Annotated in this window: 21 protein-coding genes; 20 read left to right on the forward strand and 1 reads right to left on the reverse strand. The window is 71.1% G+C overall.

From position 1 onward, the window contains the following. The first annotated feature begins 20 nt into the window (after positions 1 to 20). The 5 genes from mqnC to CP977_RS20170 all read left to right on the forward strand — a co-directional run bounded on the left by mqnC (position 21) and on the right by CP977_RS20170 (position 4,958). Positions 21 to 1,220 (forward strand): cyclic dehypoxanthinyl futalosine synthase, encoded by a 1,200-nt coding sequence (gene mqnC, locus CP977_RS20150; protein ID WP_062752931.1) that lies wholly within the window; start codon positions 21 to 23, stop codon positions 1,218 to 1,220. A gap of 5 nt (positions 1,221 to 1,225) precedes the next feature. Next, positions 1,226 to 1,825 (forward strand): hypothetical protein, encoded by a 600-nt coding sequence (locus CP977_RS20155; protein ID WP_152370607.1) that lies wholly within the window; start codon positions 1,226 to 1,228, stop codon positions 1,823 to 1,825. Positions 1,826 to 1,934: 109 nt separating this feature from the next. Next, a complete protein-coding gene (locus tag CP977_RS20160) occupies positions 1,935 to 2,627 on the forward strand; it encodes a demethylmenaquinone methyltransferase (protein ID WP_030208792.1) in 693 nt (230 codons plus the stop codon). Between the two features lie 70 nt (positions 2,628 to 2,697). Further along, a complete protein-coding gene (locus CP977_RS20165; RefSeq protein WP_062752924.1) occupies positions 2,698 to 3,984 on the forward strand; it encodes a geranylgeranyl reductase family protein in 1,287 nt (428 codons plus the stop codon). 14 nt (positions 3,985 to 3,998) lie between these two features. Next, entirely contained in the window at positions 3,999 to 4,958 is a 960-nt protein-coding gene (locus tag CP977_RS20170; protein WP_152370608.1) for a hypothetical protein, read from the forward strand. Between the two features lie 28 nt (positions 4,959 to 4,986). Here the strand turns inward: CP977_RS20170 and CP977_RS20175 are convergent, their stop codons facing one another. Next, positions 4,987 to 5,880 carry a C40 family peptidase gene (locus tag CP977_RS20175; protein ID WP_062752920.1) on the reverse strand — a complete coding sequence of 298 codons (894 nt, stop codon included), beginning with the start codon at positions 5,878 to 5,880 and terminating at the stop codon, positions 4,987 to 4,989. Between the two features lie 659 nt (positions 5,881 to 6,539). Here CP977_RS20175 and CP977_RS20180 point away from each other — a divergent pair. From CP977_RS20180 to CP977_RS20250, 15 genes are all read left to right on the forward strand, one after another. Next, positions 6,540 to 6,899, forward strand: a complete 360-nt coding sequence (locus CP977_RS20180) for an NADH-quinone oxidoreductase subunit A (protein WP_030208801.1) — start codon at positions 6,540 to 6,542, stop codon at positions 6,897 to 6,899. A gap of 17 nt (positions 6,900 to 6,916) precedes the next feature. Next, positions 6,917 to 7,471: a NuoB/complex I 20 kDa subunit family protein gene (locus CP977_RS20185; RefSeq protein ID WP_030208804.1), complete on the forward strand. Its 555-nt coding sequence runs from the start codon at positions 6,917 to 6,919 to the stop codon at positions 7,469 to 7,471. Further along, positions 7,468 to 8,199 carry an NADH-quinone oxidoreductase subunit C gene (locus CP977_RS20190; RefSeq protein WP_062752918.1) on the forward strand — a complete coding sequence of 244 codons (732 nt, stop codon included), beginning with the start codon at positions 7,468 to 7,470 and terminating at the stop codon, positions 8,197 to 8,199. The genes CP977_RS20185 and CP977_RS20190 overlap by 4 nt, the downstream gene beginning before the upstream one ends. Next, entirely contained in the window at positions 8,196 to 9,518 is a 1,323-nt protein-coding gene (locus tag CP977_RS20195) for an NADH-quinone oxidoreductase subunit D (RefSeq protein ID WP_062752915.1), read from the forward strand. Before CP977_RS20190 ends, CP977_RS20195 begins: the two co-directional genes overlap by 4 nt. Then, complete coding sequence (gene nuoE / locus CP977_RS20200; RefSeq protein WP_062752913.1) at positions 9,515 to 10,255, forward strand: NADH-quinone oxidoreductase subunit NuoE; 741 nt, start codon at positions 9,515 to 9,517, stop codon at positions 10,253 to 10,255. The genes CP977_RS20195 and nuoE overlap by 4 nt, the downstream gene beginning before the upstream one ends. Next, positions 10,255 to 11,610: an NADH-quinone oxidoreductase subunit NuoF gene (gene nuoF / locus CP977_RS20205; protein ID WP_062752911.1), complete on the forward strand. Its 1,356-nt coding sequence runs from the start codon at positions 10,255 to 10,257 to the stop codon at positions 11,608 to 11,610. The genes nuoE and nuoF overlap by 1 nt, the downstream gene beginning before the upstream one ends. Beyond that, the gene (locus CP977_RS20210; protein WP_152370609.1) at positions 11,607 to 14,105 is read left to right on the forward strand and encodes an NADH-quinone oxidoreductase subunit G; all 2,499 of its coding nucleotides are present in this window, start codon (positions 11,607 to 11,609) and stop codon (positions 14,103 to 14,105) included. The genes nuoF and CP977_RS20210 overlap by 4 nt, the downstream gene beginning before the upstream one ends. Further along, positions 14,102 to 15,463, forward strand: a complete 1,362-nt coding sequence (gene nuoH / locus CP977_RS20215; RefSeq protein WP_062752907.1) for an NADH-quinone oxidoreductase subunit NuoH — start codon at positions 14,102 to 14,104, stop codon at positions 15,461 to 15,463. Before CP977_RS20210 ends, nuoH begins: the two co-directional genes overlap by 4 nt. Next, positions 15,438 to 16,037, forward strand: coding sequence for an NADH-quinone oxidoreductase subunit NuoI (nuoI, locus tag CP977_RS20220; RefSeq protein WP_109185140.1), 600 nt, complete (start codon positions 15,438 to 15,440; stop codon positions 16,035 to 16,037). The genes nuoH and nuoI overlap by 26 nt, the downstream gene beginning before the upstream one ends. After that, complete coding sequence (locus tag CP977_RS20225) at positions 16,034 to 16,882, forward strand: NADH-quinone oxidoreductase subunit J (RefSeq protein WP_152370610.1); 849 nt, start codon at positions 16,034 to 16,036, stop codon at positions 16,880 to 16,882. The genes nuoI and CP977_RS20225 overlap by 4 nt, the downstream gene beginning before the upstream one ends. Continuing rightward, on the forward strand, positions 16,879 to 17,178 hold the full coding sequence (gene nuoK, locus CP977_RS20230; protein ID WP_030208826.1) for an NADH-quinone oxidoreductase subunit NuoK: 300 nt from the start codon (positions 16,879 to 16,881) through the stop codon (positions 17,176 to 17,178). The genes CP977_RS20225 and nuoK overlap by 4 nt, the downstream gene beginning before the upstream one ends. 10 nt (positions 17,179 to 17,188) lie before the next feature. Then, positions 17,189 to 19,081 (forward strand): NADH-quinone oxidoreductase subunit L, encoded by a 1,893-nt coding sequence (nuoL, locus tag CP977_RS20235; protein WP_152370611.1) that lies wholly within the window; start codon positions 17,189 to 17,191, stop codon positions 19,079 to 19,081. Positions 19,082 to 19,086: 5 nt separating this feature from the next. Beyond that, entirely contained in the window at positions 19,087 to 20,658 is a 1,572-nt protein-coding gene (locus CP977_RS20240) for an NADH-quinone oxidoreductase subunit M (protein WP_062752899.1), read from the forward strand. Beyond that, complete coding sequence (nuoN, locus tag CP977_RS20245; RefSeq protein ID WP_062752897.1) at positions 20,655 to 22,319, forward strand: NADH-quinone oxidoreductase subunit NuoN; 1,665 nt, start codon at positions 20,655 to 20,657, stop codon at positions 22,317 to 22,319. The genes CP977_RS20240 and nuoN overlap by 4 nt, the downstream gene beginning before the upstream one ends. A gap of 138 nt (positions 22,320 to 22,457) precedes the next feature. Next, positions 22,458 to 23,393 (forward strand): helix-turn-helix domain-containing protein, encoded by a 936-nt coding sequence (locus CP977_RS20250; protein ID WP_152370612.1) that lies wholly within the window; start codon positions 22,458 to 22,460, stop codon positions 23,391 to 23,393. Positions 23,394 to 23,401 lie beyond the last annotated feature (8 nt).

The raw sequence follows: 23,401 nt of genomic DNA on the forward strand, positions 1-23,401 counted from the left end.
CTCCGAAAGGGACGAACCCGGTGACCGAGAAGGCCGAACTGCAGTCCGTTCTGGACCGCGCCGCCGCGGGCGGCCGGATCACCCCCGAGGAGGCGCTCGACCTCTACCGCTCGGCGCCCCTGCACGCCCTCGGCGCCGCCGCCGACGCCGTGCGCCGCCGCCGGTACGCGGGGACCGAGCACATCGCGACGTACATCATCGAGCGGAACATCAACTACACGAACGTCTGCGTGACGGCGTGCCGGTTCTGCGCGTTCTACGCCGCCCCGAAGGACACCAAGAAGGGCTGGACCCGGGACCTCGACGACATCCTGCGCCGCTGCGCGGAGACCGTGGAGCTGGGCGGCACCCAGATCATGTTCCAGGGCGGCCACCACCCGGACTACGGCGTCGAGTACTACGAGGAGCACTTCGCCGCGATCAAGGCCGCGTTCCCGCAGCTGGTCATCCACTCCCTCGGCGCCTCCGAGATCGAGCACATGGCCCGCATCTCCGGAGTCCCCGTGGAGGAGGCGATCAGCCGCATCCACGCGGCCGGCCTCGACTCCTTCGCCGGCGCGGGCGCCGAGCTGCTGCCCGAGCGCCCCCGCAAGGCCATCGCGCCCCTGAAGGAGTCCGGCGAGCGCTGGCTGGAGATCATGGAGATCGCCCACGGCCTGGGCGTGGAGTCCACCTCCACCATGCTCATGGGCACCGGCGAGACCAACGCCGAGCGCATCGAGCACCTGCGGATGATCCGCGACACGCAGGACCGGACGGGCGGCTTCCGGGCCTTCATCCCGTACACGTACCAGCCCGAGAACAACCACCTCAAGGGCCGCACGCAGGCCACGCTCTTCGAGTACCTGCGCATGATCGCCATCGCCCGGCTGTTCCTCGACAACGTCGCCCACATCCAGGGCTCCTGGCTGACCACGGGCAAGGAGGTCGGCCAGCTCTCCCTGCACTACGGCGCCGACGACCTCGGCTCGATCATGCTGGAGGAGAACGTCGTCTCCTCCGCCGGTGCCAAGCACCGCTCCAACCGCCTGGAGATCATCGACCTGATCCGCAAGGCGGGCCGCGTCCCGGCGCAGCGCTCCACCACGTACGAGCACCTGGTCGTCCACGACGACCCGGCGAACGACCCGGTGGACGAGCGCGTCGCCTCCCACATCTCGTCGATCGCGATCGAGGGCGGCACGGCCCACCCGGAGCTGAAGCTCCTCGACGCGAACTGAGATCCGTGCTGACGATCCACGTCGCCGAGGCGACCCCCGAGAGCGCCGTCCTGGTCGACGGCGCCCTCGTCGCGGCCGTCGGCCCGTACGAGGACCTGGCGGCCGTACGCCCCGGGGCGCGGGTGCGGCGGTGGCCCGGCATCCTCACCCCGGGCCTGCTCAACCCGTACGCCCCCGAGCTGCTGGAAGCCACCTACCACCCGGACCCCCGGGAGGCCGAGGGGTTCGGCACCGAGCCGATCACGGGGGAGCGGGCGCGGCGGATCTTCCGCGCCGACCCCGCCCGCCGGAGCGCCTCCGCGCGCCGGGGCGTGCAACGGCTCCTGGCCCACGGGACGGTCGCGGTCGCCGGAGAGCTGCGCGACCGGGCCGCCGTGGACGCCGTGCGCCGGGCCGGGCTCGCCGTCGGCCGCCGCCCGGAGCGGCTGCCCGGCCCGCCGTCGCTCTCCCCGGTGCCGCTGGTGCTGCTGCCCGCCCTCGCCCCGGGGAGCCCCGCCCGCTTCGCCGTCTTCGACGTCCCCGACCGGGCGTCCCTGGTCCGCCTCGGGGCGTCGACCTGCGTCGCCACCGTCCTCGGCGGGCGGCTCGTCCACCGGGCCCGCTGAGCGCCCGGCGCGCCCGGCGGCGCCGAGCGCGCCCTGCCGACCGGGACGGGAGGGGCCCTGAGACAATGGGACCGCCCGCCCGTCTCCGATTCTGCGAGGCCGAACACCCGTGACCCGCGCCACCCTGGACAAGCAGCCGCACGAAGTCGCGTCGATGTTCGACGACGTGGCGGCCAACTACGACCTCACCAACGACGTGCTCTCGCTCGGCCAGGACCGCCGCTGGCGCAAGGAGGTCGCGAAGGCGGTCGACGCCCGCCCCGCGCAGAAGGTCCTCGACCTCGCCGCCGGCACGGCCACCTCCTCGCAGCCCTTCGCGCGCGCGGGCGCGTACGTCGTGCCGTGCGACTTCTCCCTCGGGATGCTGCGGGTCGGCAAGAAGAACCACCCGTGGATGCCGTTCACGGCGGGCGACGGCACGAAACTGCCCTTCCGCGACGACGTGTTCGACGCCGTCACGATCTCCTTCGGACTGCGGAACATCCAGGACACCGAGCAGGCGCTGCGCGAGCTGTACCGGGTGACGAAGCCCGGCGGCCGGGTCGTCATCTGCGAGTTCTCGCACCCGACCTGGGCGCCGTTCCGCACGGTGTACGAGGAGTACCTGATGCGCGCGCTGCCGCCGGTGGCCCGCGCCGTCTCCTCCAACCCGGACGCGTACGTGTACCTGGCCGAGTCCATCCAGTCCTGGCCGGACCAGCCGACCCTGGCGGGCCTGCTCCAGAAGGCCGGCTGGTCGAAGGTCGCCTGGCGGAACCTGTCGGGCGGCATCGTCGCCCTGCACCGCGGCTTCAAGCCGTAACCCCCGCAGTCCTTCCGACCCGCCCCTAGACTTCCCCCACCCTTCCCTCGACCCCTTAGGGAGATCCGTCGTGACCGAGCAGCCCCTCTCCGAGCACAGCGCAGATGTGATCGTCGTCGGGGCGGGCCCGGCCGGCTCGACCACCGCCTACTACCTGGCGAAGGCGGGCCTTGACGTCCTCCTCCTGGAGAAGACCGCGTTCCCGCGCGAGAAGGTCTGCGGCGACGGCCTCACCCCCCGCGCCACCAAGCAGCTCGTCGCCATGGGCATCGACATCTCCGAAGAGGCCGGCTGGCTGCGGAACAAGGGCCTGCGGATCATCGGCGGCGGCGTCCGCCTGGAGCTGGAGTGGCCGGAGCTGGCCTCGTACCCGGACTACGGACTCGTCCGCAAGCGCGACGACTTCGACGAGCAGCTGGCCCGGCAGGCGCAGAAGGCCGGCGCCCGCCTGTACGAGCGCTGCAACGTCGGCGCCCCGATCATCGACGACCGCACGGGCCGGATCACCGGCGTCCACGCCAAGCTGGGCGAGGAGAAGCGCGAGGTCACCTTCCACGCCCCGCTGGTCGTCGCCGCCGACGGCAACTCCAGCCGCATCTCCCTCGCGATGGGCCTGCACCGGCGCGACGACCGGCCGATGGGCGTCGCCGTCCGCACGTACTTCACGACCCCCCGGCACGAGGACGACTACCTGGAGTCCTGGCTGGAGCTGTGGGACCGGCGCGGCCCGCAGGACCGGCTGCTGCCCGGCTACGGCTGGATCTTCGGCATGGGCGACGGCACCTCGAACGTCGGCCTCGGCATCCTCGACTCCTCCTCCGCGTTCAAGGAGCTGGACTGGCGCGAGGTGCTGAAGGCCTGGTGCGCGTCGATGCCGGAGGACTGGGGCTTCGTCCCGGACAACATGACGACCCCGATCCGGGGCGCCGCCCTGCCGATGGCGTTCAACCGCCAGCCGCACTACACCAAGGGCCTGCTGCTCGTCGGCGACGCGGGCGGCCTGGTCAACCCGTTCAACGGCGAGGGCATCGCGTACGCCATGGAGTCGGGCCAGATCGCGGCCGACGTCATCGTCCAGGCGCACGCGCGCGCGACCCCGGCCCAGCGCGAACTGGCCCTGCGGAACTACCCGCAGGTCCTCAAGGACACCTACGGCGGCTACTACACGCTCGGCCGCGCCTTCGTGAAGCTCATCGGCAACCCGAAGGTCATGAAGATCGCGACGCAGCGCGGGCTCACCCACCCGCTCCTGATGAAGTTCACCCTGAAGATGCTGGCGAACCTGACCGACCCGACGGGCGGCGACGCGATGGACCGCATCATCAACGGCCTGTCGAAGGTCGCGCCGAAGGCCTGACGGGCGCGGGGGACGTGCGGGGCGACGAAGAGCGTTACGGCCCCGAGGCCCTGGAGCCCGCGGCCTTCCCCGGGGGCGCGCAGGAGGACCGGGTGCTCGCGGCGGCGCTGCTCGCCGTGCGCCACACCGCGCTGTTCGTGCCCGTGGTCGCCTCGCCCTGGGTCGGCCCGGTGCGCGACGCGCTGGTCCGGGCGCACTCCACCGCCGTGGTCATGCTCCGGGAGGGGTACGGCCCCGGCGGCGAGGTCGGCGCCTTCGACATCGGGCTCACCCGCTGGATGCTGGCGGGCGCGGCCGGGCTTCCCGAGGCGGTCCGGCGGCCGGAGGAGGCCGTGGACGGGCAGCTGGAGCTGGCCCGGGCGGTCTTCGACGCCGTCGCGCACCCGGACGACGGGGAGCGGTTCGCCGGGGCGTGCGCGGCGGCGGAGCGGCTGGCGGGCCCGGCGGTGGCGGAGGAGCGCGCGCTGCGGGCCCGGGACCTCGCCGGCCTCGCGGCGGCACGGGAGGCAGGCCGGCGGCCGGACGGCCCGGCGCTGGAGGCGCGTTCGGCCGTCTTCGGCCGGGAGCGGGCGGACCGGGTCCGGGCGGAGCTGCGGGCCCGGGGGCACCGCATCGGCGAGGCGACGGCCGGCCTCCCGGCGACGGTGCCGGTGACGGTGACGGTGAGCGAGCGGGGCGCGGAGCTGGTGCGCGCGATCACGGCCGCGATGGCGGGCCGGTTCCGGGTCTCCGAGGAGGAGGCCGGGAGGCGGGTCTTCGCGTACTTCTCGGACCTGAACCTCACGGACGAGTCCGACATGGGGGACTTGAACTACATCGAGCACCAGGGGCCGGACCAGTGGGCGGGCAGCATCTACCTGGGCCTGGAGTTCCACGAGGTGCGGTGGGACGTCGACCTGAGCGTGCGGACGCCGGTGCCGGAGCAGCCGGAAGGGCAGGAACGGCCGAAGGACCGTCACTCCCCCGAGGAGTGACGGCCCTTCCGCGCGAGCGTACGAGTGCTCAGAGGATCCGCACGGCGCCCGACGGCGGGTCCCAGTCCAGGGAGCGCTCGACGACGCCCGTGGAGGAGTTCTGCGCGCCGACGTACTTGCCGCCGCCGACGTAGATCGCGACGTGGTACGAGCCGCTGCGGCTGCCCCAGTACAGGATGTCGCCCGGCTGGAGGTTGCTCAGGGAGACGGAGCTGCCCATGCTCGACTGCTGGTACGAGATGCGGGGCAGGTCGATGCCGGCCGCGCGGTAGGCGGCCTGGACGAGGCCGGAGCAGTCCCACGAGTTGGGGCCGGTGCCGCCGGTGACGTAGGAGTCGCCGACCTGGGCGCGGGCGAAGGCCACGATCGAGGCGGCGGAGCCGGTGGGGGCCTGCGTGCGGCTGTCGCTGTCCGAGGCGCCGGCGCCGCTGTCGGAGGACGACGAGGACGAGCCGCCGTCGTTCGACGAGGAGTTCGTGGTGAGCTGGGTGCGCGCGTCGGCGCGGGAGGCGCGCTCGGCGGCCTCCTCGGCCTCCTTGCGCTCCTTCTCGGCCTTCAGGCGGGCCTTCTCGGCGCGCTCGGCCGCGGCCTTGCGGTCCGCCTCGGCCTTGGCCTTCTTGGCCTCCTGGGACGCCTTCTGGAAGGCGACCTGCTCCAGGCTCTGGAGGTTCTGGTCGAGCGCCTCCTGCTGGGACGCCTCGGCGGCGGCGGCGACCGCGCTCGCGAGGTTCGTACCGGCGTCGAGCGAGCCCAGGGTGGGCATTTCGATGGTCTCGGTCACCGGCTCGGCGTTCGCCGGTCCGGCGGCACCGGCCACCGCGATGGTGCCGAGGACGCCACCGGCAACTCCGGCGCGGAGCGCGAGCTTCGAAGCGCTGCGGCGGGGCTTCCGGTGGCTGGGTATGTGAGCGGTGTGGGACATGGGAACAACCGCTATCAGGGCTTGACGGTTCCCTTCAAGAAACGTGGATTGCGCCACAGTTACGTTCGGAACCTGTGAATCCGCTTCTGTGACGCCCTTATTGACGCCGTAACGGGCAAATCGGGCATGAGTCATCCGGGCCTTGATCACGGGTTTTCAATGAAACGCCCGAATTGCCCGACGCTTACCACTCCTTGACACCCTTGGCCAAGCCCCCTTCTTTTCGTGCCTCGATCTTGTGGCGCAGATCACATCGGAGCTCGTGAAAACGCGCACGTGTCCACCTCCGTACGCGCGACCCCCCGACCGGGCGACGGGCAGACCCTTTACCACCCGCTCGCGTCCATCGCCAATTTGCCTGTAGTGGCCACTATTTGATAGTGCGACACCCCCTCCGAGCAGCGATTTCCGGTATGGATGTCACATCTGGTGATCACCTGGGCGCTTCGCGCGACAAGATCACCGCTCATCCGACTTCATGATCCTTCGTCAGGTGGTGGAGATCACAAACTACGTGCTGCACCCCGTGTCGCAGATCACAGAGGGGCAGGCATAAGATGCGGGGCAGCCGGGCTTGTGAACTGCCTCACATGGGGGCGATCTTTCACGGCGCGGCGGTGCGGTCCAACGGTCAAGGACGACTGGAAGGAGCGAGGAGCGTGAATGCGTACGCGCCCGTCCTCGTGCTCGGTGCCCTGGGTGCGGGGTTTGCGATCTTCTCCGTGGTCATGGCCACGATCATCGGGCCAAAGCGGTACAACAGGGCAAAACTCGAGGCGTACGAGTGCGGCATCGAGCCGACACCCACGCCCGCCGGAGGCGGCCGCTTCCCGATCAAGTACTACCTGACGGCGATGCTCTTCATCGTCTTCGACATCGAGATCGTCTTCCTCTACCCCTGGGCCGTCACCTTCGACGCCCTGGGGCTTTTCGGGCTCGTGGAGATGCTGCTCTTCGTGCTCACCGTCTTCGTCGCCTACGCCTACGTGTGGCGGCGCGGCGGCCTGGAATGGGACTGAGGGGCTGAGGGGCACCTATGGGACTCGAAGAGAAACTCCCGAGCGGCTTTCTGCTGACGACGGTCGAACAGGCCGCGGGCTGGGTGCGCAAGGCGTCCGTCTTCCCCGCGACCTTCGGCCTCGCCTGCTGCGCCATCGAGATGATGACCACCGGAGCCGGCCGGTACGACCTGGCCCGCTTCGGCATGGAGGTCTTCCGCGGCTCGCCGCGCCAGGCCGACCTGATGATCGTCGCCGGCCGGGTCAGCCAGAAGATGGCGCCCGTCCTGCGGCAGGTCTACGACCAGATGCCCAACCCCAAGTGGGTCATCTCCATGGGCGTCTGCGCCTCCTCGGGCGGCATGTTCAACAACTACGCGATCGTCCAGGGCGTCGACCACATCGTCCCGGTCGACATCTACCTGCCCGGCTGCCCGCCGCGTCCCGAGATGCTGATCGACGCGATCCTCAAGCTCCACCAGAAGATCCAGACCTCCAAGCTCGGCGTGAACGCCGAGGAGGCGGCGCGCGAGGCGGAGGAGGCGGCGCTCAAGGCACTGCCGACCATCGAGTTGAAGGGTCTGCTCCGGTGAGCGACGAGACACCCAACCCCGAGAAGGACCTCAGCGCGCAGAACCTGCCGGGCCAGCGCGGGGACCACGGCGAGGAGGTCCGCGTCCAGCGCGGCATGTTCGGCGCCCAGAGCGGCGGCGACACCTCCGGATACGGCGGCCTCGTCCGCTCGATCCGGCTCCCCGGCCCGGCCGCCCGCCCGTACGGAGGCTGGTTCGACGAGGTCGCCGACGAGCTGGAGGGCGCCCTGGAGGAGCAGGGGCTCCTCCCCGAGAACGCGATCGAGAAGACGGTCGTGGACCGCGGCGAGCTGACCTTCCACGTCGAGCGCGAGCACCTGGTCCGCACGGCCCGCACCCTGCGCGACGACCCGGCGCTCCGCTTCGAGCTCTGCACCGGCGTCTCCGGCGTCCACTACCCGCACGACAAGGGCCGCGAGCTGCACGCCGTCTACCACCTGCGCTCGCTCACCCACGGCCGGATGATCCGCCTGGAGGTCTCGGCCCCGGACACCGACCCGAGGATCCCGTCCCTCGTCGCCGTCTACCCGACGAACGACTGGCACGAGCGCGAGACGTACGACTTCTTCGGGATCGTCTTCGACGGCCACCCCGCCCTCACCCGGATCATGATGCCGGACGACTGGCAGGGCCACCCGCAGCGCAAGGACTACCCCCTCGGCGGCATCGCCGTCGAGTACAAGGGCGCCCAGATCCCGGCTCCGGACCAGCGGAGGTCGTACTCGTGACCACTCCCCACGCGTCTCCCCGCGAGACGACAGAAGGCGCCGTCTACACGGTGACCGGCGGCGACTGGGACGAGGTCGTCCGGTCCGCCGCCAAGGCCGACGACGAGCGGATCGTCGTCAACATGGGCCCCCAGCACCCGTCCACCCACGGAGTGCTCCGCCTCATCCTGGAGATCGACGGCGAGACCGTCACCGAGGCCCGCTGCGGCATCGGCTACCTCCACACCGGCATCGAGAAGAACCTCGAATACCGGACCTGGACGCAGGGCACCACCTTCGTCACGCGCATGGACTACCTCACCTCGTTCTACAACGAGACGGCGTACTGCCTCGGCGTGGAGAAGCTCCTCGGCATCACCGACCAGATCCCGGACCGCGCCAGCGTCATCCGCGTCCTGCTCATGGAGCTCAACCGGCTCTCCTCGCACCTGGTCTGCATCGCCACCGGCGGCATGGAGCTCGGCGCCACCACGATCATGATCTACGGCTTCCGGGACCGCGAGATGATCCTGGACCTGTACGAGCTGATCACCGGCCTGCGCATGAACCACGCGTACATCCGCCCCGGCGGCCTCGCCCAGGATCTCCCGCCCGGCGCCGTCGACGCCGTGCGCGAGTTCGTGAAGACCATGAAGAAGAACCTGCCGGAGTACGACAAGCTCGCCACCGGCAACCCCATCTTCAAGGCCCGCATGCAGGACGTCGGCCACCTCGACCTCACCGGCTGCATGGCCCTCGGCGCCACCGGACCGATCCTGCGCTCCGCGGGCCTCCCGCACGACCTGCGCAAGACCGACCCGTACTGCGGCTACGAGGAGTACGACTTCGAGGTCCCCACCGCCGACACCTGCGACTCCTACGGACGCTTCCTGATCCGCCTGGAGGAGATGCGCCAGTCCCTGCGGATCGTCGAGCAGTGCCTCGACCGCCTGGAGCCCGGCGACGTCATGGTCGGCGACAAGAAGATCGCCTGGCCCGCGCAGCTCGCGCTCGGCACCGACGGCCTCGGCAACTCCCTCGACCACATCAAGAAGATCATGGGCACCTCCATGGAGGCCCTGATCCACCACTTCAAGCTGGTCACCGAGGGCTTCCGGGTCCCGCCCGGCCAGGCCTACGCGGCCGTCGAGTCCCCCAAGGGCGAGCTCGGCGCGCACGTCGTCTCCGACGGCGGCACCCGCCCCTACCGGGTCCACTTCCGCGACCCGTCCTTCACCAACCTCCAGGCCATGGCGGCGATGTGCGAGGGCGGCCAGGTCGCCGACGTCATCGTCGCCGTCGCCTCCATCGACCCCGTGATGGGAGGCGTCGACCGATGACCGAGCAGATCAGCCTGGGCATGCCCCAGCTCCCCGCCCCCGGCTACCCGGCGGACGTCCGCGCCCGCCTGGAGGAGGACGCGCGGGCCATCGTCGCCCGCTACCCGGACTCCCGCTCCGCGCTCCTGCCGATGCTGCACCTCGTGCAGTCCGAGGAGGGCCACGTCACCCGCACCGGCATGGCGTTCTGCGCCGACGTCCTCGGCCTCACCACCGCCGAGGTCACCGCCGTCGCCACCTTCTACACCATGTACCGGCGCAAGCCCTCCGGCGACTACCAGGTCGGCGTCTGCACCAACACCCTCTGCGCGGTCATGGGCGGTGACGCCATCTTCGAGGAGCTCAAGGAGCACCTCGGCGTCGGGAACAACGAGACCACCGAGGACGGCAAGGTCACCCTCGAACACATCGAGTGCAACGCGGCCTGCGACTTCGCGCCCGTCGTGATGGTCAACTGGGAGTTCTTCGACAACCAGACCCCCGAGTCCGCCAAGAAGATGGTGGACGACCTGCGGGCCGGCCGGACCGTCGAACCCACCCGGGGCGCCCCCCTCTGCACCTTCAAGGAGACCGCCCGCATCCTCGCCGGCTTCCCCGACGAGCGCCCCGGCGCCGTCGAGGCCACCGGCGGCGCGGGCCCCGCCTCCCTCGTCGGCCTCCGACTGGCCAAGGGCGAGCAGCCGCACCACCGAATCGTCCACCCGCGCGGTGAGACCTCCGGACAGGAGGGGGAGTGATGACCTTGGCCACCGAGATCAACAACGGCAGCAGCAGCCCCGAGAAGCTGCTCGCCCCCGTCCTCTCGGCCTTCTGGGACCAGCCCGACTCCTGGACCCTGGAGACCTACGAGCGCCACGAGGGCTACCGGGGCCTGCGCAAGGCCCTCGCGATGAGCCCCGACGACCTCATCGCGTACGTCAAGGAGTCCGGGCTCCGCGGCCGCGGCGGCGCCGGCTTCCCCACCGGCATGAAGTGGCAGTTCATCCCGCAGGGCGACGGCAAGCCGCACTACCTCGTCGTCAACGCCGACGAGTCCGAGCCAGGCACCTGCAAGGACATCCCGCTCCTCTTCGCCAACCCGCACTCCCTCATCGAGGGCATCGTGATCGCCTGCTACGCGATCCGCTCCAGCCACGCCTTCATCTACCTGCGCGGCGAGGTCGTCCCCGTCCTGCGCCGCCTCCACGAGGCCGTCCGCGAGGCCTACGCCGCCGGCTACCTCGGCCGGAACGTCCTCGGCAGCGGACTCGACCTCGAACTCACCGTGCACGCCGGCGCCGGCGCGTACATCTGCGGCGAGGAGACCGCGCTCCTCGACTCCCTCGAAGGACGCCGCGGCCAGCCCCGGCTGCGGCCCCCCTTCCCCGCCGTCGCCGGTCTGTACGCCTGCCCCACCGTGGTGAACAACGTCGAGTCCATCGCGTCCGTTCCCGCGATCCTCAACAAGGGCAAGGACTGGTTCACCTCCATGGGCAGCGAGAAGTCCCCGGGCTTCACGCTGTACTCGCTCTCCGGGCACGTCGCCTCGCCCGGCCAGTACGAGGCCCCCCTCGGCATCACCCTGCGCCAGCTCCTCGACATGAGCGGCGGGATGCGCCCCGGCCACCGCCTCAAGTTCTGGACGCCCGGCGGCTCCTCCACCCCGATGTTCACCGACGAGCACCTCGACGTGCCCCTCGACTACGAGGGCGTCGGCGCCGCCGGCTCCATGCTCGGCACCAAGGCGCTCCAGTGCTTCGACGAGACCACCTGCGTGGTCCGGGCCGTCACCCGCTGGACCGAGTTCTACGCCCACGAGTCCTGCGGCAAGTGCACCCCCTGCCGCGAGGGCACGTACTGGCTCGTCCAGCTCCTCCGCGACATCGAGGCCGGCAAGGGGCAGCTGTCCGACCTGGACAAGCTCAACGACATCGCCGACAACATCAACGGCAAGTCGTTCTGCGCCCTCGGCGACGGCGCCGCCTCGCCGATCTTCTCCTCCCTCAAGTACTTCCGCGAGGAGTACGAGCAGCACATCACGGGCAAGGGCTGCCCCTTCGACCCGGCCAAGTCGACCGCCTGGGCGGACAACCACAAGGAGGTGACCGCATGACCGTCACCGAGTCCGGACCGACGGGAGGCGGCAGCCCGGCCGTGCCGCCGGAGGACCTCGTCACGCTGACCATCGACGGCATCGAGGTCTCCGTCCCCAAGGGGACCCTGGTCATCCGCGCCGCCGAACAGCTCGGCATCGAGATCCCGCGCTTCTGCGACCACCCGCTCCTCGACCCCGCCGGCGCCTGCCGCCAGTGCATCGTCGAGGTCGAGGGCCAGCGCAAGCCCATGGCCTCCTGCACCATCACGTGCACCGACGGCATGGTGGTGAAGTCGCAGCTCACCAGCCCCGTCGCCGAAAAGGCCCAGCACGGCGTGATGGAGCTGCTGCTCGTCAACCACCCCCTCGACTGCCCCGTCTGCGACAAGGGCGGCGAGTGCCCCCTGCAGAACCAGGCCATGTCCCACGGACAGGCCGAGTCCCGCTTCGAGGGCGTCAAGCGCACCTACGAGAAGCCGATCCCGATCTCCACGCAGGTCCTCCTCGACCGCGAGCGCTGCGTGCTCTGCGCCCGCTGCACCCGCTTCTCCAACCAGGTCGCGGGCGACCCGATGATCGAGCTGATCGAGCGCGGCGCGCTCCAGCAGGTCGGCACCGGCGAGGGCGACCCCTTCGAGTCGTACTTCTCCGGCAACACCATCCAGATCTGCCCGGTCGGCGCCCTCACCTCCGCCGCCTACCGCTTCCGCTCCCGCCCCTTCGACCTGGTCTCCTCGCCGTCGGTGTGCGAGCAGTGCTCCGGCGGCTGCGCCACCCGCACCGACCACCGGCGCGGCAAGGTCATGCGGCGGCTCGCCGCCGAGGACCCCGAGGTCAACGAGGAGTGGATCTGCGACAAGGGCCGCTTCGGCTTCCGGTACGCGCAGCAGCGCGACCGGCTCACCACCCCGCTCGTACGGAACCAGGCGACCGGTGAACTGGAGCCCGCCTCCTGGCCCGAGGCCCTGGAGGCCGCCGCCCGCGGGCTCGTCCGCGGCCGCACCGGCGTCCTGGCCGGCGGCAGGCTGACCGTCGAGGACTCCTACGCGTACGCCAAGTTCGCCCGGGTCGCCCTCGACACCAACGACGTCGACTTCCGGGCCCGGGTCCACTCCGGCGAGGAGGCCGACTTCCTGGCCTCCGCCGTCGCGGGCCGGGGACGGGACCTGGACCGCAAGGGCGTCACGTACACCTCGCTCGAAGCCGCCCCGGCCGTGCTCCTCGTCGGCCTGGAGGCCGAGGAGGAGGCCCCCGGCGTCTTCCTGCGGCTCCGCAAGGCCTGGCGCAAGCACGGCCAGAGGACCTACGCCGTCGCCGCCTTCGCCACCCGGGGCCTGGAGAAGGCCGGCGGCACCCTGCTGCCCGCCGCCCCCGGCACCGAGACCGAATGGCTCGACGCCCTCACCTCCCGGGTCGGCCTCACCGGCGACGGGCTCGCCGCCGCCGAGGCCCTCCGCCAGGAGGGCGCCGTCCTCGCCGTCGGCGAACGCCTCGCGGGCGTGCCCGGCGCGCTCACCGCCGCCCTGCGCGCCGCCACCGCCACCGGCGCCCGGCTCGTCTGGATCCCGCGCCGCTCCGGCGAACGCGGCGCCGTCGAGGCGGGCGCGCTGCCCTCGCTGCTCCCCGGCGGCCGGCCCGCGACCCACCCCCGCGCGCGCGAGGAGGTCGCCGCCGCCTGGGGCCTGCGCGAACTCCCCGCCCGGTACGGCCGCGACACCGGCCAGATCGTCGAGGCCGCCGCCACCGGCGAACTCGCCGCCCTGCTCGTCGGCGGCGTCGAGGTCGCCGACCTGCCGGACCCGGCACGCGCGCGCGAGGCGCTCGACGCGGCCTTCGTCGTCTCCCTGGAGCTGCGGCCCGGCGAGGTCACCGACCGCGCCGACGTCGTCCTGCCGGTCGCCGCCGTCGCCGAGAAGCCCGGCACCTTCCTCAACTGGGAGGGCAGGGCCCGGCTGTTCGAGGCCGCGCTCAAGCCGGAGCAGATGACCCGGCCGCTCGCCCCGACCGACACCCGCGTCCTGCACATGCTGGCCGACGCCCTGGACGCCCACCTGGGCCTGCCCGACCTCAGGGCCGTACGGCGGGAGCTGGACCGGCTCGGCGGCTGGGCCCACGAGCGGGCCACCGAGCCCACCGAGCCCGGCCGGCCCGCGCCCCGCACCGGCGACGGCGAGGCCGTTCTCGCCGGACACCGGCTCCTGCTCGACCTCGGACGCCTCCAGGAGGGCGACACCGCCCTCGCCGGGACCCGGCACGCGGCCGTCGCCCGGCTCTCCGCCGCCACCGCCGCCGACACCGGCGTCGAGGAAGGCGACCTCCTGGAGGTCACCGGGCCGGCCGGCTCCGTCGCCCTCCCGCTCCAGGTCACCGAGATGCCCGACCGCGTCGTCTGGCTCCCGCTGAACTCGACCGGGCACGGCGTCCTCTCCGACACCGGCGCCCGCCCGGGCGACCTGGTCCGCATCGGCCCGGCGGCCCCGCTCCCCGCCGACGTCACGGAGGTGCAGGCATGAGCGTGCCGCTCGCCGCTGAAGACCTGTCCATGTTCGGCACGGACCCCTGGTGGCTCGTCGCGGTCAAGGCCGTCTTCTGCTTCGCCTTCCTGATGGTGACCGTGCTCTTCTCCATCGTGTGGGAGCGCAAGGTCGTCGCCTGGATGCAGCTGCGCGTCGGCCCCAACCGGCACGGCCCCTGGGGCCTCCTCCAGTCCCTCGCGGACGGCATCAAGCTGATGCTCAAGGAGGACGTGATCGTCAAGAAGGCCGACAAGGTCGTCTACGTCCTCGCCCCGATCGTCGCCGCGATCCCCGCCTTCATGGCGATCGCCGTGATCCCCTTCGGCCCGGCGGGCAACGAGGTCTCGATCTTCGGCCACCGCACCACGATGCAGCTCACCGACCTGCCGATCGCGATGCTGTACGTCCTCGCGGTCGCCTCCGTCGGCATCTACGGCATCGTCCTCGCCGGCTGGTCCTCCGGCTCCACGTACCCGCTCCTCGGCGGACTGCGCTCCTGCGCGCAGATGATCTCCTACGAGATCGCCATGGGCGCGGCCTTCGCCTCCGTCTTCCTCTACTCCGGGTCGATGTCGACCTCGGCGATCGTCGAGGCGCAGGCGGACCGCTGGTTCGTGATCCTGCTGCCGGTCTCGTTCATCATCTACGTCGTCACGATGGTCGGCGAGACCAACCGCGCCCCCTTCGACATGCCGGAGTCCGAGGGCGACCTCGTCGGCGGCTTCAACACCGAGTACTCGTCCATCAAGTTCGCGATGTTCATGCTCGCTGAGTACGTGAACATGGTGACGGTCTCGGCCGTGACGGTGACCCTCTTCCTGGGCGGCTGGCGGGCCCCGTACCCCGTCTCCACCTTCTGGGAGGGCGCGAACCACGGCTGGTGGCCGATGCTCTGGTTCGTCCTCAAGGTGCAGCTGCTGCTGTTCTTCTTCATCTGGCTGCGCGGCACCCTGCCCCGCGTCCGCTACGACCAGCTGATGAAGCTCGGCTGGAAGGTCCTCATCCCGGTCTCCGTGGTCTGGCTGATGCTGGTCGCCACCGTCCGGGCGCTGCGCAACGAGAACATCGCGTTCACCAACATCGTCCTGTACGTGGCCGGGGCCGTGCTCGCCCTGCTCCTCCTCTCCTTCGTGGTGGACCTCTTCCGCGACCGGAAGGCGAAGGCGGCGGCGCCCGCGCCCGAGGAGGACCGGGCCTTCGACCCGATGGCCGGAGGCTTCCCCGTACCGCCCAAGCCCGGACAGTCCCTGCCGCCCGTGCCCCGGCGCAGGTCCAGGCACCAACGGGACCTCGTTGTCAGTGGCGCCCCCGATACCGCTACTGCGAGTGATGGAAAGGAGACGGACGGTGTCTGACTTCCAGAATCCGGTGGCCGGCTTCGGCGTGACCTTCAAGGCCATGTTCAAGAAGCGGCTGACCGAGCAGTACCCGGAGCAGCAGAAGACGACGGCGCCCCGCTTCCACGGCCGGCACCAGCTCAACCGCCACCCGGACGGCCTGGAGAAGTGCGTCGGCTGCGAGCTGTGCGCCTGGGCCTGTCCCGCCGACGCCATCTACGTGGAGGGCGCGGACAACACGGACGAGGAGCGCTACTCGCCCGGCGAGCGCTACGGCCGCGTCTACCAGATCAACTACGCCCGCTGCATCCTGTGCGGCCTGTGCATCGAGGCCTGCCCCACGCGCGCGCTGACGATGACCAACGAGTTCGAACTGGCCGACTCCTCCCGGGCGAACCTGATCTACACCAAGGAGCAGCTCCTCGCCGGCCTGGAGGAGGAGATGGTCGACACCCCGCACGCGATCTTCCCGGGCATGGACGAGCAGGACTACTACCGGGGCCTGGTCACCGGGGCCGCGCCCGGCACCGTCCGGCAGACCGCCACCTCCAAGGGGGAGAAGGACGACGCCGACGAGGAGGTGGACGCGTGAGCGCGCACCTCGCGGCGTACGCGACCTCCACCGGCGAGGCCGTCCAGTTCTGGGTCCTCGGCACCGTCGCCGTGATCGGCGCGCTGTGCACGATCCTGATGCGCAGGGCCGTCCACTCCGCGCTCTGCCTCGCCGGAACCATGATCATCCTGGCGGTCTTCTACCTGGCCAACGGCGCGTACTTCCTCGGCGTCGTCCAGATCGTCGTCTACACCGGCGCGATCATGATGCTCTTCCTCTTCGTCGTCATGCTGGTCGGCGTCACGGCCGCGGACTCGCTGAAGGAGACCATCAAGGGCCAGCGCTGGTGGGCCGTCGCCTGCGGCCTCGGCTTCGGGATCCTGCTCTCCGCCGGCATCGGCAACGCCTCGCTCACCGAGTTCACCGGCCTCGGCGCCGCGAACAGCGCGCGCGGCGGAAACGTCGAGGGCCTGGCCACCCTCATCTTCACCAAGTACGTCTTCGCCTTCGAGATCACCGGCGCGCTCCTCATCACCGCCTCCGTCGGCGCGATGGTCCTCACCCACCGCGAGCGCACCGAACGCGCCCGCACCCAGCGCGAGCTCGCCGAGCAGCGCGTCCGCGAGGGCAAGCACGTGCCGCCGCTGCCCGCGCCCGGCGTCTACGCCCGGCACAACGCCGTGGACGTCCCGGGCCTGCTGCCCGACGGCACCCCGGCGGAGCTCACCGTCATGGGGACCCTGCGCAAGCGGGGCCAGATCCGGGACGTGTCCGCCGAGGCCATGGCCGACCTCAAGGCCCTGGAGCAGCGCTCCGAGGAGCGGCTCGGCCGGGACCGGGACGCGTCCGGCCGGGACCGGGACGAAGAGGAGGCCAACCGGTGAATCCCGTCAACTACCTGTACCTGTCCGCCCTGCTGTTCACCATCGGCGCGGCCGGGGTCCTGATCCGGCGCAACGCGATCGTGGTCTTCATGTGCGTGGAGCTGATGCTCAACGCCTGCAACCTCGCGTTCGTCACCTTCTCCCGCATGCACGGCAACCTCGACGGACAGATCGTCGCCTTCTTCACGATGGTCGTCGCCGCCGCGGAGGTCGTCGTCGGGCTCGCGATCATCGTGTCCGTCTTCCGTGCCCGCCACTCGGCCTCGGTCGACGACGCAAGCCTGATGAAGCTGTGAGGGGCTGACCGTGGAAAATCTCATCGCTCTGCTCGTCGGGGCGCCCCTGCTCGGCGCGGCCGTGCTGCTCTGCGGCGGCCGCCGGCTCGACCGGACCGGCCACTGGATCGGCACGCTCCTCGCGGCCGTCTCCTTCGCGGTCGGCCTGGCGCTCTTCGCCGACATGCTCGGCAAGGGGGCCGAGGAAAGGGCCCTGCACCAGCGGCTCTTCACCTGGATCCCGGTCGAGGGCTTCCAGGCGGACATCGCCTTCCAGCTCGACCAGCTCTCCATGACGTTCGTCCTGCTGATCAGCGGGGTCGGCACCCTCATCCACGTGTACTCCATCGGATACATGGAGCACGACGAGCGGCGCCGCCGGTTCTTCGGCTATCTGAACCTGTTCGTCGCGGCGATGCTGCTGCTCGTCCTCGCCGACAACTACCTGCTCCTGTACTTCGGCTGGGAGGGCGTCGGCCTCGCCTCGTACCTCCTGATCGGGTTCTGGCAGCACAAGCCCAGCGCGGCCACCGCCGCGAAGAAGGCGTTCCTGGTCAACCGGGTCGGTGACATCGGCCTCTCGATCGCCATCATGATCATGTTCACCACCTTCGGGACCTTCACCTTCGGGCCGGTCCTGGAGGCGACCGGCCAGGCCTCGCAGGGGACGCTGACCGCGATCGGCCTGATGCTGCTCCTCGCGGCCTGCGGCAAGTCGGCCCAGGTGCCGCTGCAGTCCTGGCTCGGGGACGCGATGGAGGGCCCGACCCCGGTCTCGGCCCTCATCCACGCGGCCACGATGGTGACCGCCGGTGTCTATCTGATCGTCCGCTCCGCCGACATCTTCAACGCGGCCCCGGACGCGCAGCTCGTCGTCACCATCGTCGGCGCGGTCACGCTCCTCTTCGGTGCGATCGTCGGTTGCGCCAAGGACGACATCAAGAAGGCGCTGGCCGGCTCGACCATGTCGCAGATCGGCTACATGATCCTGGCGGCCGGGCTCGGCCCGATCGGCTACGTCTTCGCGATCATGCACCTGGTGACGCACGGCTTCTTCAAGGCCGGGCTCTTCCTCGGCGCCGGTTCGGTCATGCACGGCATGAACGACGAGGTGGACATGCGGAAGTACGGCGGCCTGCGGAAGTACATGCCGGTCACCTTCGTCACCTTCGGCCTCGGCTACCTCGCGATCATCGGCTTCCCCGGTCTGTCCGGCTTCTTCTCCAAGGACAAGATCATCGAGGCGGCGTTCGCGAAGGGCGGCGCCGAGGGCTGGATCCTCGGCGCGGTCACCCTGCTCGGCGCGGCCATCACCGCGTACTACATGACCCGCGTGATGCTGATGACCTTCTTCGGCGAGAAGCGCTGGCAGCCCGACGAGAACGGCAACCCGCCGCACCCGCACGAGTCGCCGAAGTCCATGGTGATCCCGATGGTGCTGCTGGCCGTCGGATCGGTCGCCGGGGGCGCGGTCTTCCAGTTCGCCGGGTTCGTGGAGTGGCTGGAGCCGGTCACCGGCTACGAGCACGGCCACCCGCCGATCGGCGCCGCCGCCGTCACCGCCTGCACCGTCGCCGTCATGGTGATCGGCGTCGGCCTGGCCTACCTCCAGTACGGGCGCCGGCCCGTCCCGGTGGTCGCCCCGCGCGGCTCGCTGCTCACCCGGGCGGCCCGCCGCGACCTGCTCCAGGACGACTTCAACCACGCCGTCTTCGTCACGGGCGGCACGCACCTCACCCGCTCGCTCGTCTACGTCGACCACTCCCTGGTGGACGGCGTGGTCAACGGCACCGCGGCGAGCGTCGGCGGGCTCTCCGGCCGGCTGCGCAAGCTCCAGAACGGCTACGCCCGCTCGTACGCGGTCTCCATGTTCGGAGGTACGGCGGTGCTGATCGCCGCGACCCTGCTGATGAGGGCGGTGTAACCCCCATGTCCTTCCCGCTCCTTACGGTGACGGCAGCGGTGCCGGCGGTCGGTGCGATCCTGACCGCCGCCGTGCCCGCCGCCCGTCGCACCGCCGCCAAGTGGCTGGCGCTGCTCGTCTCGCTCGCCACGCTCGTCCTTGCCGGGATCGTCTTCGTCCGGTTCGAGCCGGGCGGCGAGCGGTACCAGCTGACCGAGTCGTACGCCTGGATCAAGGACTTCGGGGTCCGGTACGAGCTGGGCGTGGACGGCATCGGGGTGGCGCTGATCGCGCTCACCGCGCTGCTGATCCCGTTCGTCATCCTGGCCGGCTGGCACGACGCCGACCCCCTGGAGACCTCGTCCAAGCGCTGGCGGCCGACGCAGGGCTTCTTCGCCCTGATCCTCATGGTCGAGGCGATGGTGATCCTCTCCTTCGAGGCCACCGACGTCTTCCTCTTCTACATCCTCTTCGAAGCCATGCTCATCCCGATGTACTTCCTCATCGGCGGCTTCGGCGACCGGGCCCACGCGGGCTCCGACGAGAACGCGGCGGCCCAGCGCTCCTACGCGGCCGTCAAGTTCCTCCTCTACAACCTCGTCGGCGGCCTGATCATGCTGGCCGCCGTCATCGGCCTGTACGTGGTCGCGGGGAACTTCTCGCTCACCGAGATCGCCGCGGCCCGGGCCGACGGCTCCCTGGAGATCGCCACCAGCACCGAGCGCTGGCTGTTCCTCGGCTTCTTCTTCGCCTTCGCGGTGAAGGCGCCGCTGTGGCCGCTGCACACCTGGCTGCCGAACGCGATGGGGGAGGCGACCGCCCCGGTCGCCGTCCTCATCACCGCCGTGGTCGACAAGGTCGGCACCTTCGCGATGCTCCGCTTCTGCCTCGGGCTCTTCCCCGAGGCCTCGAAGTGGGCCACGCCCGCGATCGTCGTCCTCGCCCTGATCAGCATCGTGTACGGGGCGCTCGTCGCCGTCGGCCAGCGGGACATCAAGCGGCTGGTCGCCTACGCGTCCATCTCGCACTTCGGCTTCATCGTCCTGGGCATCTTCGCGATGACCAGCCAGGGCCAGTCCGGCGCCACGCTCTACATGGTCAACCACGGCATCTCGACGGCCGCCCTGATGCTGGTCGCCGGGTTCCTGATCTCCCGGCGCGGCTCGCGGCTCATCGCCGACTACGGCGGCGTGCAGAAGGTGGCGCCGGTGCTCGCCGGCACCTTCCTGATCGGCGGCCTCGCGACCCTGTCGCTGCCCGGACTCGCGCCGTTCGTCAGCGAGTTCCTGGTCCTGGTCGGCACCTACGCCCGCTATCCGGTGGCCGGCGTCATCGCCACCACAGGCATCGTCCTCGCCGCGCTCTACACCCTCGTCCTGTACCAGCGGACGATGACCGGGCCGGTGAAGGAGGAGGTCCGGAGCCTGCCGGACCTGCGGCCGCGCGAGCTGGCCGTGGTCGTTCCGCTGATCGCCGTCCTGATCTTCCTCGGGGTCTTCCCGAAGCCGCTGACGGACGTCGTCAACCCGGCGGTGCGGCACACCATGTCCGACGTCCAGCAGAAGGACCCCCAGCCTGAAGTGGAGGCGGCCAAGTGAGTGCTCCCGCTGTCGCATCCTCCGTCCACACCCTGTGGACGACCGCCGCCGTCGAGCCGCTGGAGAAGATCCCGGCGCCGCACATCGAGTACACGCAGCTCGCGCCCGTGCTCATCGTGGTCGGCGCCGCGGTCCTCAGCGTCCTCGTCGAGGCCTTCGTGCCCCGCAGGGGCCGCTACACCGCCCAGGTCTTCCTGAGCGTCCTCGCGCTCGCCGCCGCCTTCGCCGCCGTCGTCGGCCTGGCGGCCGGCGGGTACGGCTCCACCAAGGCCCACATCGCGGCCATGGGCGCCATCGCGGTCGACGGCCCCGCCCTCTTCCTCCAGGGCACGATCCTGCTCGCCTCGATCGTGGCGGTCTTCACCTTCGCCGAGCGCAGGCTCGACCCGGCCGACCACGGCCACCGGGTCGACTCCTTCGCCGCCGAGGCCGCCGCCGTGCCCGGCAGCGACCACGAGAAGGCGGCGGTCAAGGCCGGGTTCACCACCACCGAGGTGTTCCCGTTCGCCCTCTTCGCCGTCGCGGGCATGCTGGTCTTCCCGGCGGCCAACGACCTCCTGACGCTCTTCATCGCCCTGGAGGTCTTCTCCCTCCCGCTGTACCTGCTGTGCGCCGTCGCCCGCCGCAAGCGGCTGATGTCGCAGGAGGCGGCCGTCAAGTACTTCCTGCTCGGCGCCTTCTCCTCGGCCTTCCTGCTCTTCGGGATCGCCCTGCTCTACGGCTACGCGGGCTCCGTCTCGTACGCCACGATCGCCGACGTGGTCGACGGGACGGTCACCTCGGTGAACCCGGCGCTCGCCGACACCATGGGGAACGACGCGCTGCTCCTCATCGGCTTCGCCATGGTCCTCACGGGGCTCCTCTTCAAGGTCGGCGCCGTGCCGTTCCACATGTGGACCCCGGACGTCTACCAGGGCGCCCCGACCCCGGTCACCGGCTTCATGGCCGCCGCGACCAAGGTCGCCGCCTTCGGCGCCCTCCTCCGCCTGCTGTACGTGGTGCTCCCGGGCCTCACCTGGGACTGGCGGCCGGTCATGTGGGGCGTCGCCATCGTGACGATGCTGGGCGGCGCGATCATCGCCATCACCCAGACCGACATCAAGCGGCTCCTGGCGTACTCGTCCATCGCGCACGCGGGCTTCCTGCTCGCGGGCGTCATCGCCGCCACCCCGAGCGGCATCTCGTCCGTCCTCTTCTACCTGGGCGCGTACTCCTTCGTGACGATCGGCGCCTTCGCCGTCGTCACCCTGGTCCGCGACGCGGGCGGCGAGGCCACCCACCTCTCCAAGTGGGCCGGTCTGGGCCGTCGTTCGCCGCTCGTCGCGGCGGTCTTCGCGGTCTTCCTGCTCGCCTTCGCCGGCATCCCGCTGACCTCCGGCTTCTCCGGCAAGTTCGCGGTCTTCAAGGCGGCGGCGGAGGGCGGCGCGGGCGCCCTCGTGGTGGTCGGCGTGATCTCCTCGGCGATCGCGGCCTTCTTCTACATCCGGGTCATCGTGCTCATGTTCTTCAGCGAGCCCAAGGCCGACGGCCCCACGGTCGCCGTCCCCTCGGCCTTCACCACGATCGCCATCACGGCGGGCGTGGCGGTCACCCTGGCCCTCGGCCTCGCCCCGCAGTACTTCCTGGACCTGGCGAACCAGGCGAGCGTGTTCGTGCGGTGACCCCGCGGGGACGCGCGCGAAGGGCCCGGCTCCTCCAGGAGCCGGGCCCTTCCGCGTACTTCACCCCCGGCGGACGCCGTGCCATCGTGGAAGCCGCCCCGAATGGTCTGTACCAGTCCTCGGAAGGGAAGCGGCACGATGCGCGGCACCACCGTCTTACCAGGCACCCCCTGCGACGCCCCGAGGGCCGGTGACCCGCCCGTGCACCGGCTGGAGCTGCGGCTGCCCGACCAGGTGCCCTTCGCCGCCGGGGGGTTCGACGCGATGGGGCCGATGTCGCGGGCCGCGTACCCGCACCGGCACACCTTCTACGAGATCGTGCACGTCACCGAGGGGAGCGGGACGCACGTGCTCGATCTGGAGCGGTACGAGGTGCGGCCGCCGCAGCTCGGGGTGATCCTGCCCGGGCAGGTGCACCACTGGGAGGGCGTGCGCGGGCTCGAAGGGTCGCTCGTGCTCTTCACGCCCGAGTTCCTGGTCGGCGGGCCCGGCGACGAGGAGCTGCTGCGGCGGCTGGGGGAGCGGCCCTGGGTGGACCTCGACGCCGCCACCCACGAGCGCACCAGCCGGCTGATGGGCGACCTGGCCGAGGAGTACCGGCACGGGGCCGACGGGTTCGCCGGAGTGCTGCGGTCCCTGCTGCACGTGCTCCTCGTGCGGGCCTCCCGGCTGCCCGGCGGCGGAGGGGGCGGCGGCGCGGGGACGGGGGCCCCGCCGCGCGGTCTCGCCGAGGAGTTCCTGCGGCTCGCCCGTACCGCCGGGACCGCCGGGCTCTCCGTACGGGAGTGCGCCGAGCGGATCGGGGTGACCCCCGGGCACCTCACCGAGGTGGTGCGGGCCGCCACCGGCCGCACCCCCGCCGCGCTGCTCCGCCAGGAGCGGGTGCGGGAGGCGCAGCGGCTGCTCGTCGCCACCGGGCTGCCCGTGCGGCAGGTGGCCGCCCGGGTCGGGTTCGACGACGCCGCCTACTTCTGCCGGTTCTTCCGGCGGGAGGTCGGGCGCAGCCCCGGTCGCTTCCGAAAAGACCACGACCGCCGCGTTCCGTCCATCGAACCCGGTGGCGCGGGCCCCTAGGTTCGTTG

The sequence above is a fragment of the Streptomyces cinereoruber genome, assembly GCF_009299385.1.
Taxonomy (GTDB): Bacteria; Actinomycetota; Actinomycetes; order Streptomycetales; family Streptomycetaceae; genus Streptomyces; species Streptomyces bikiniensis.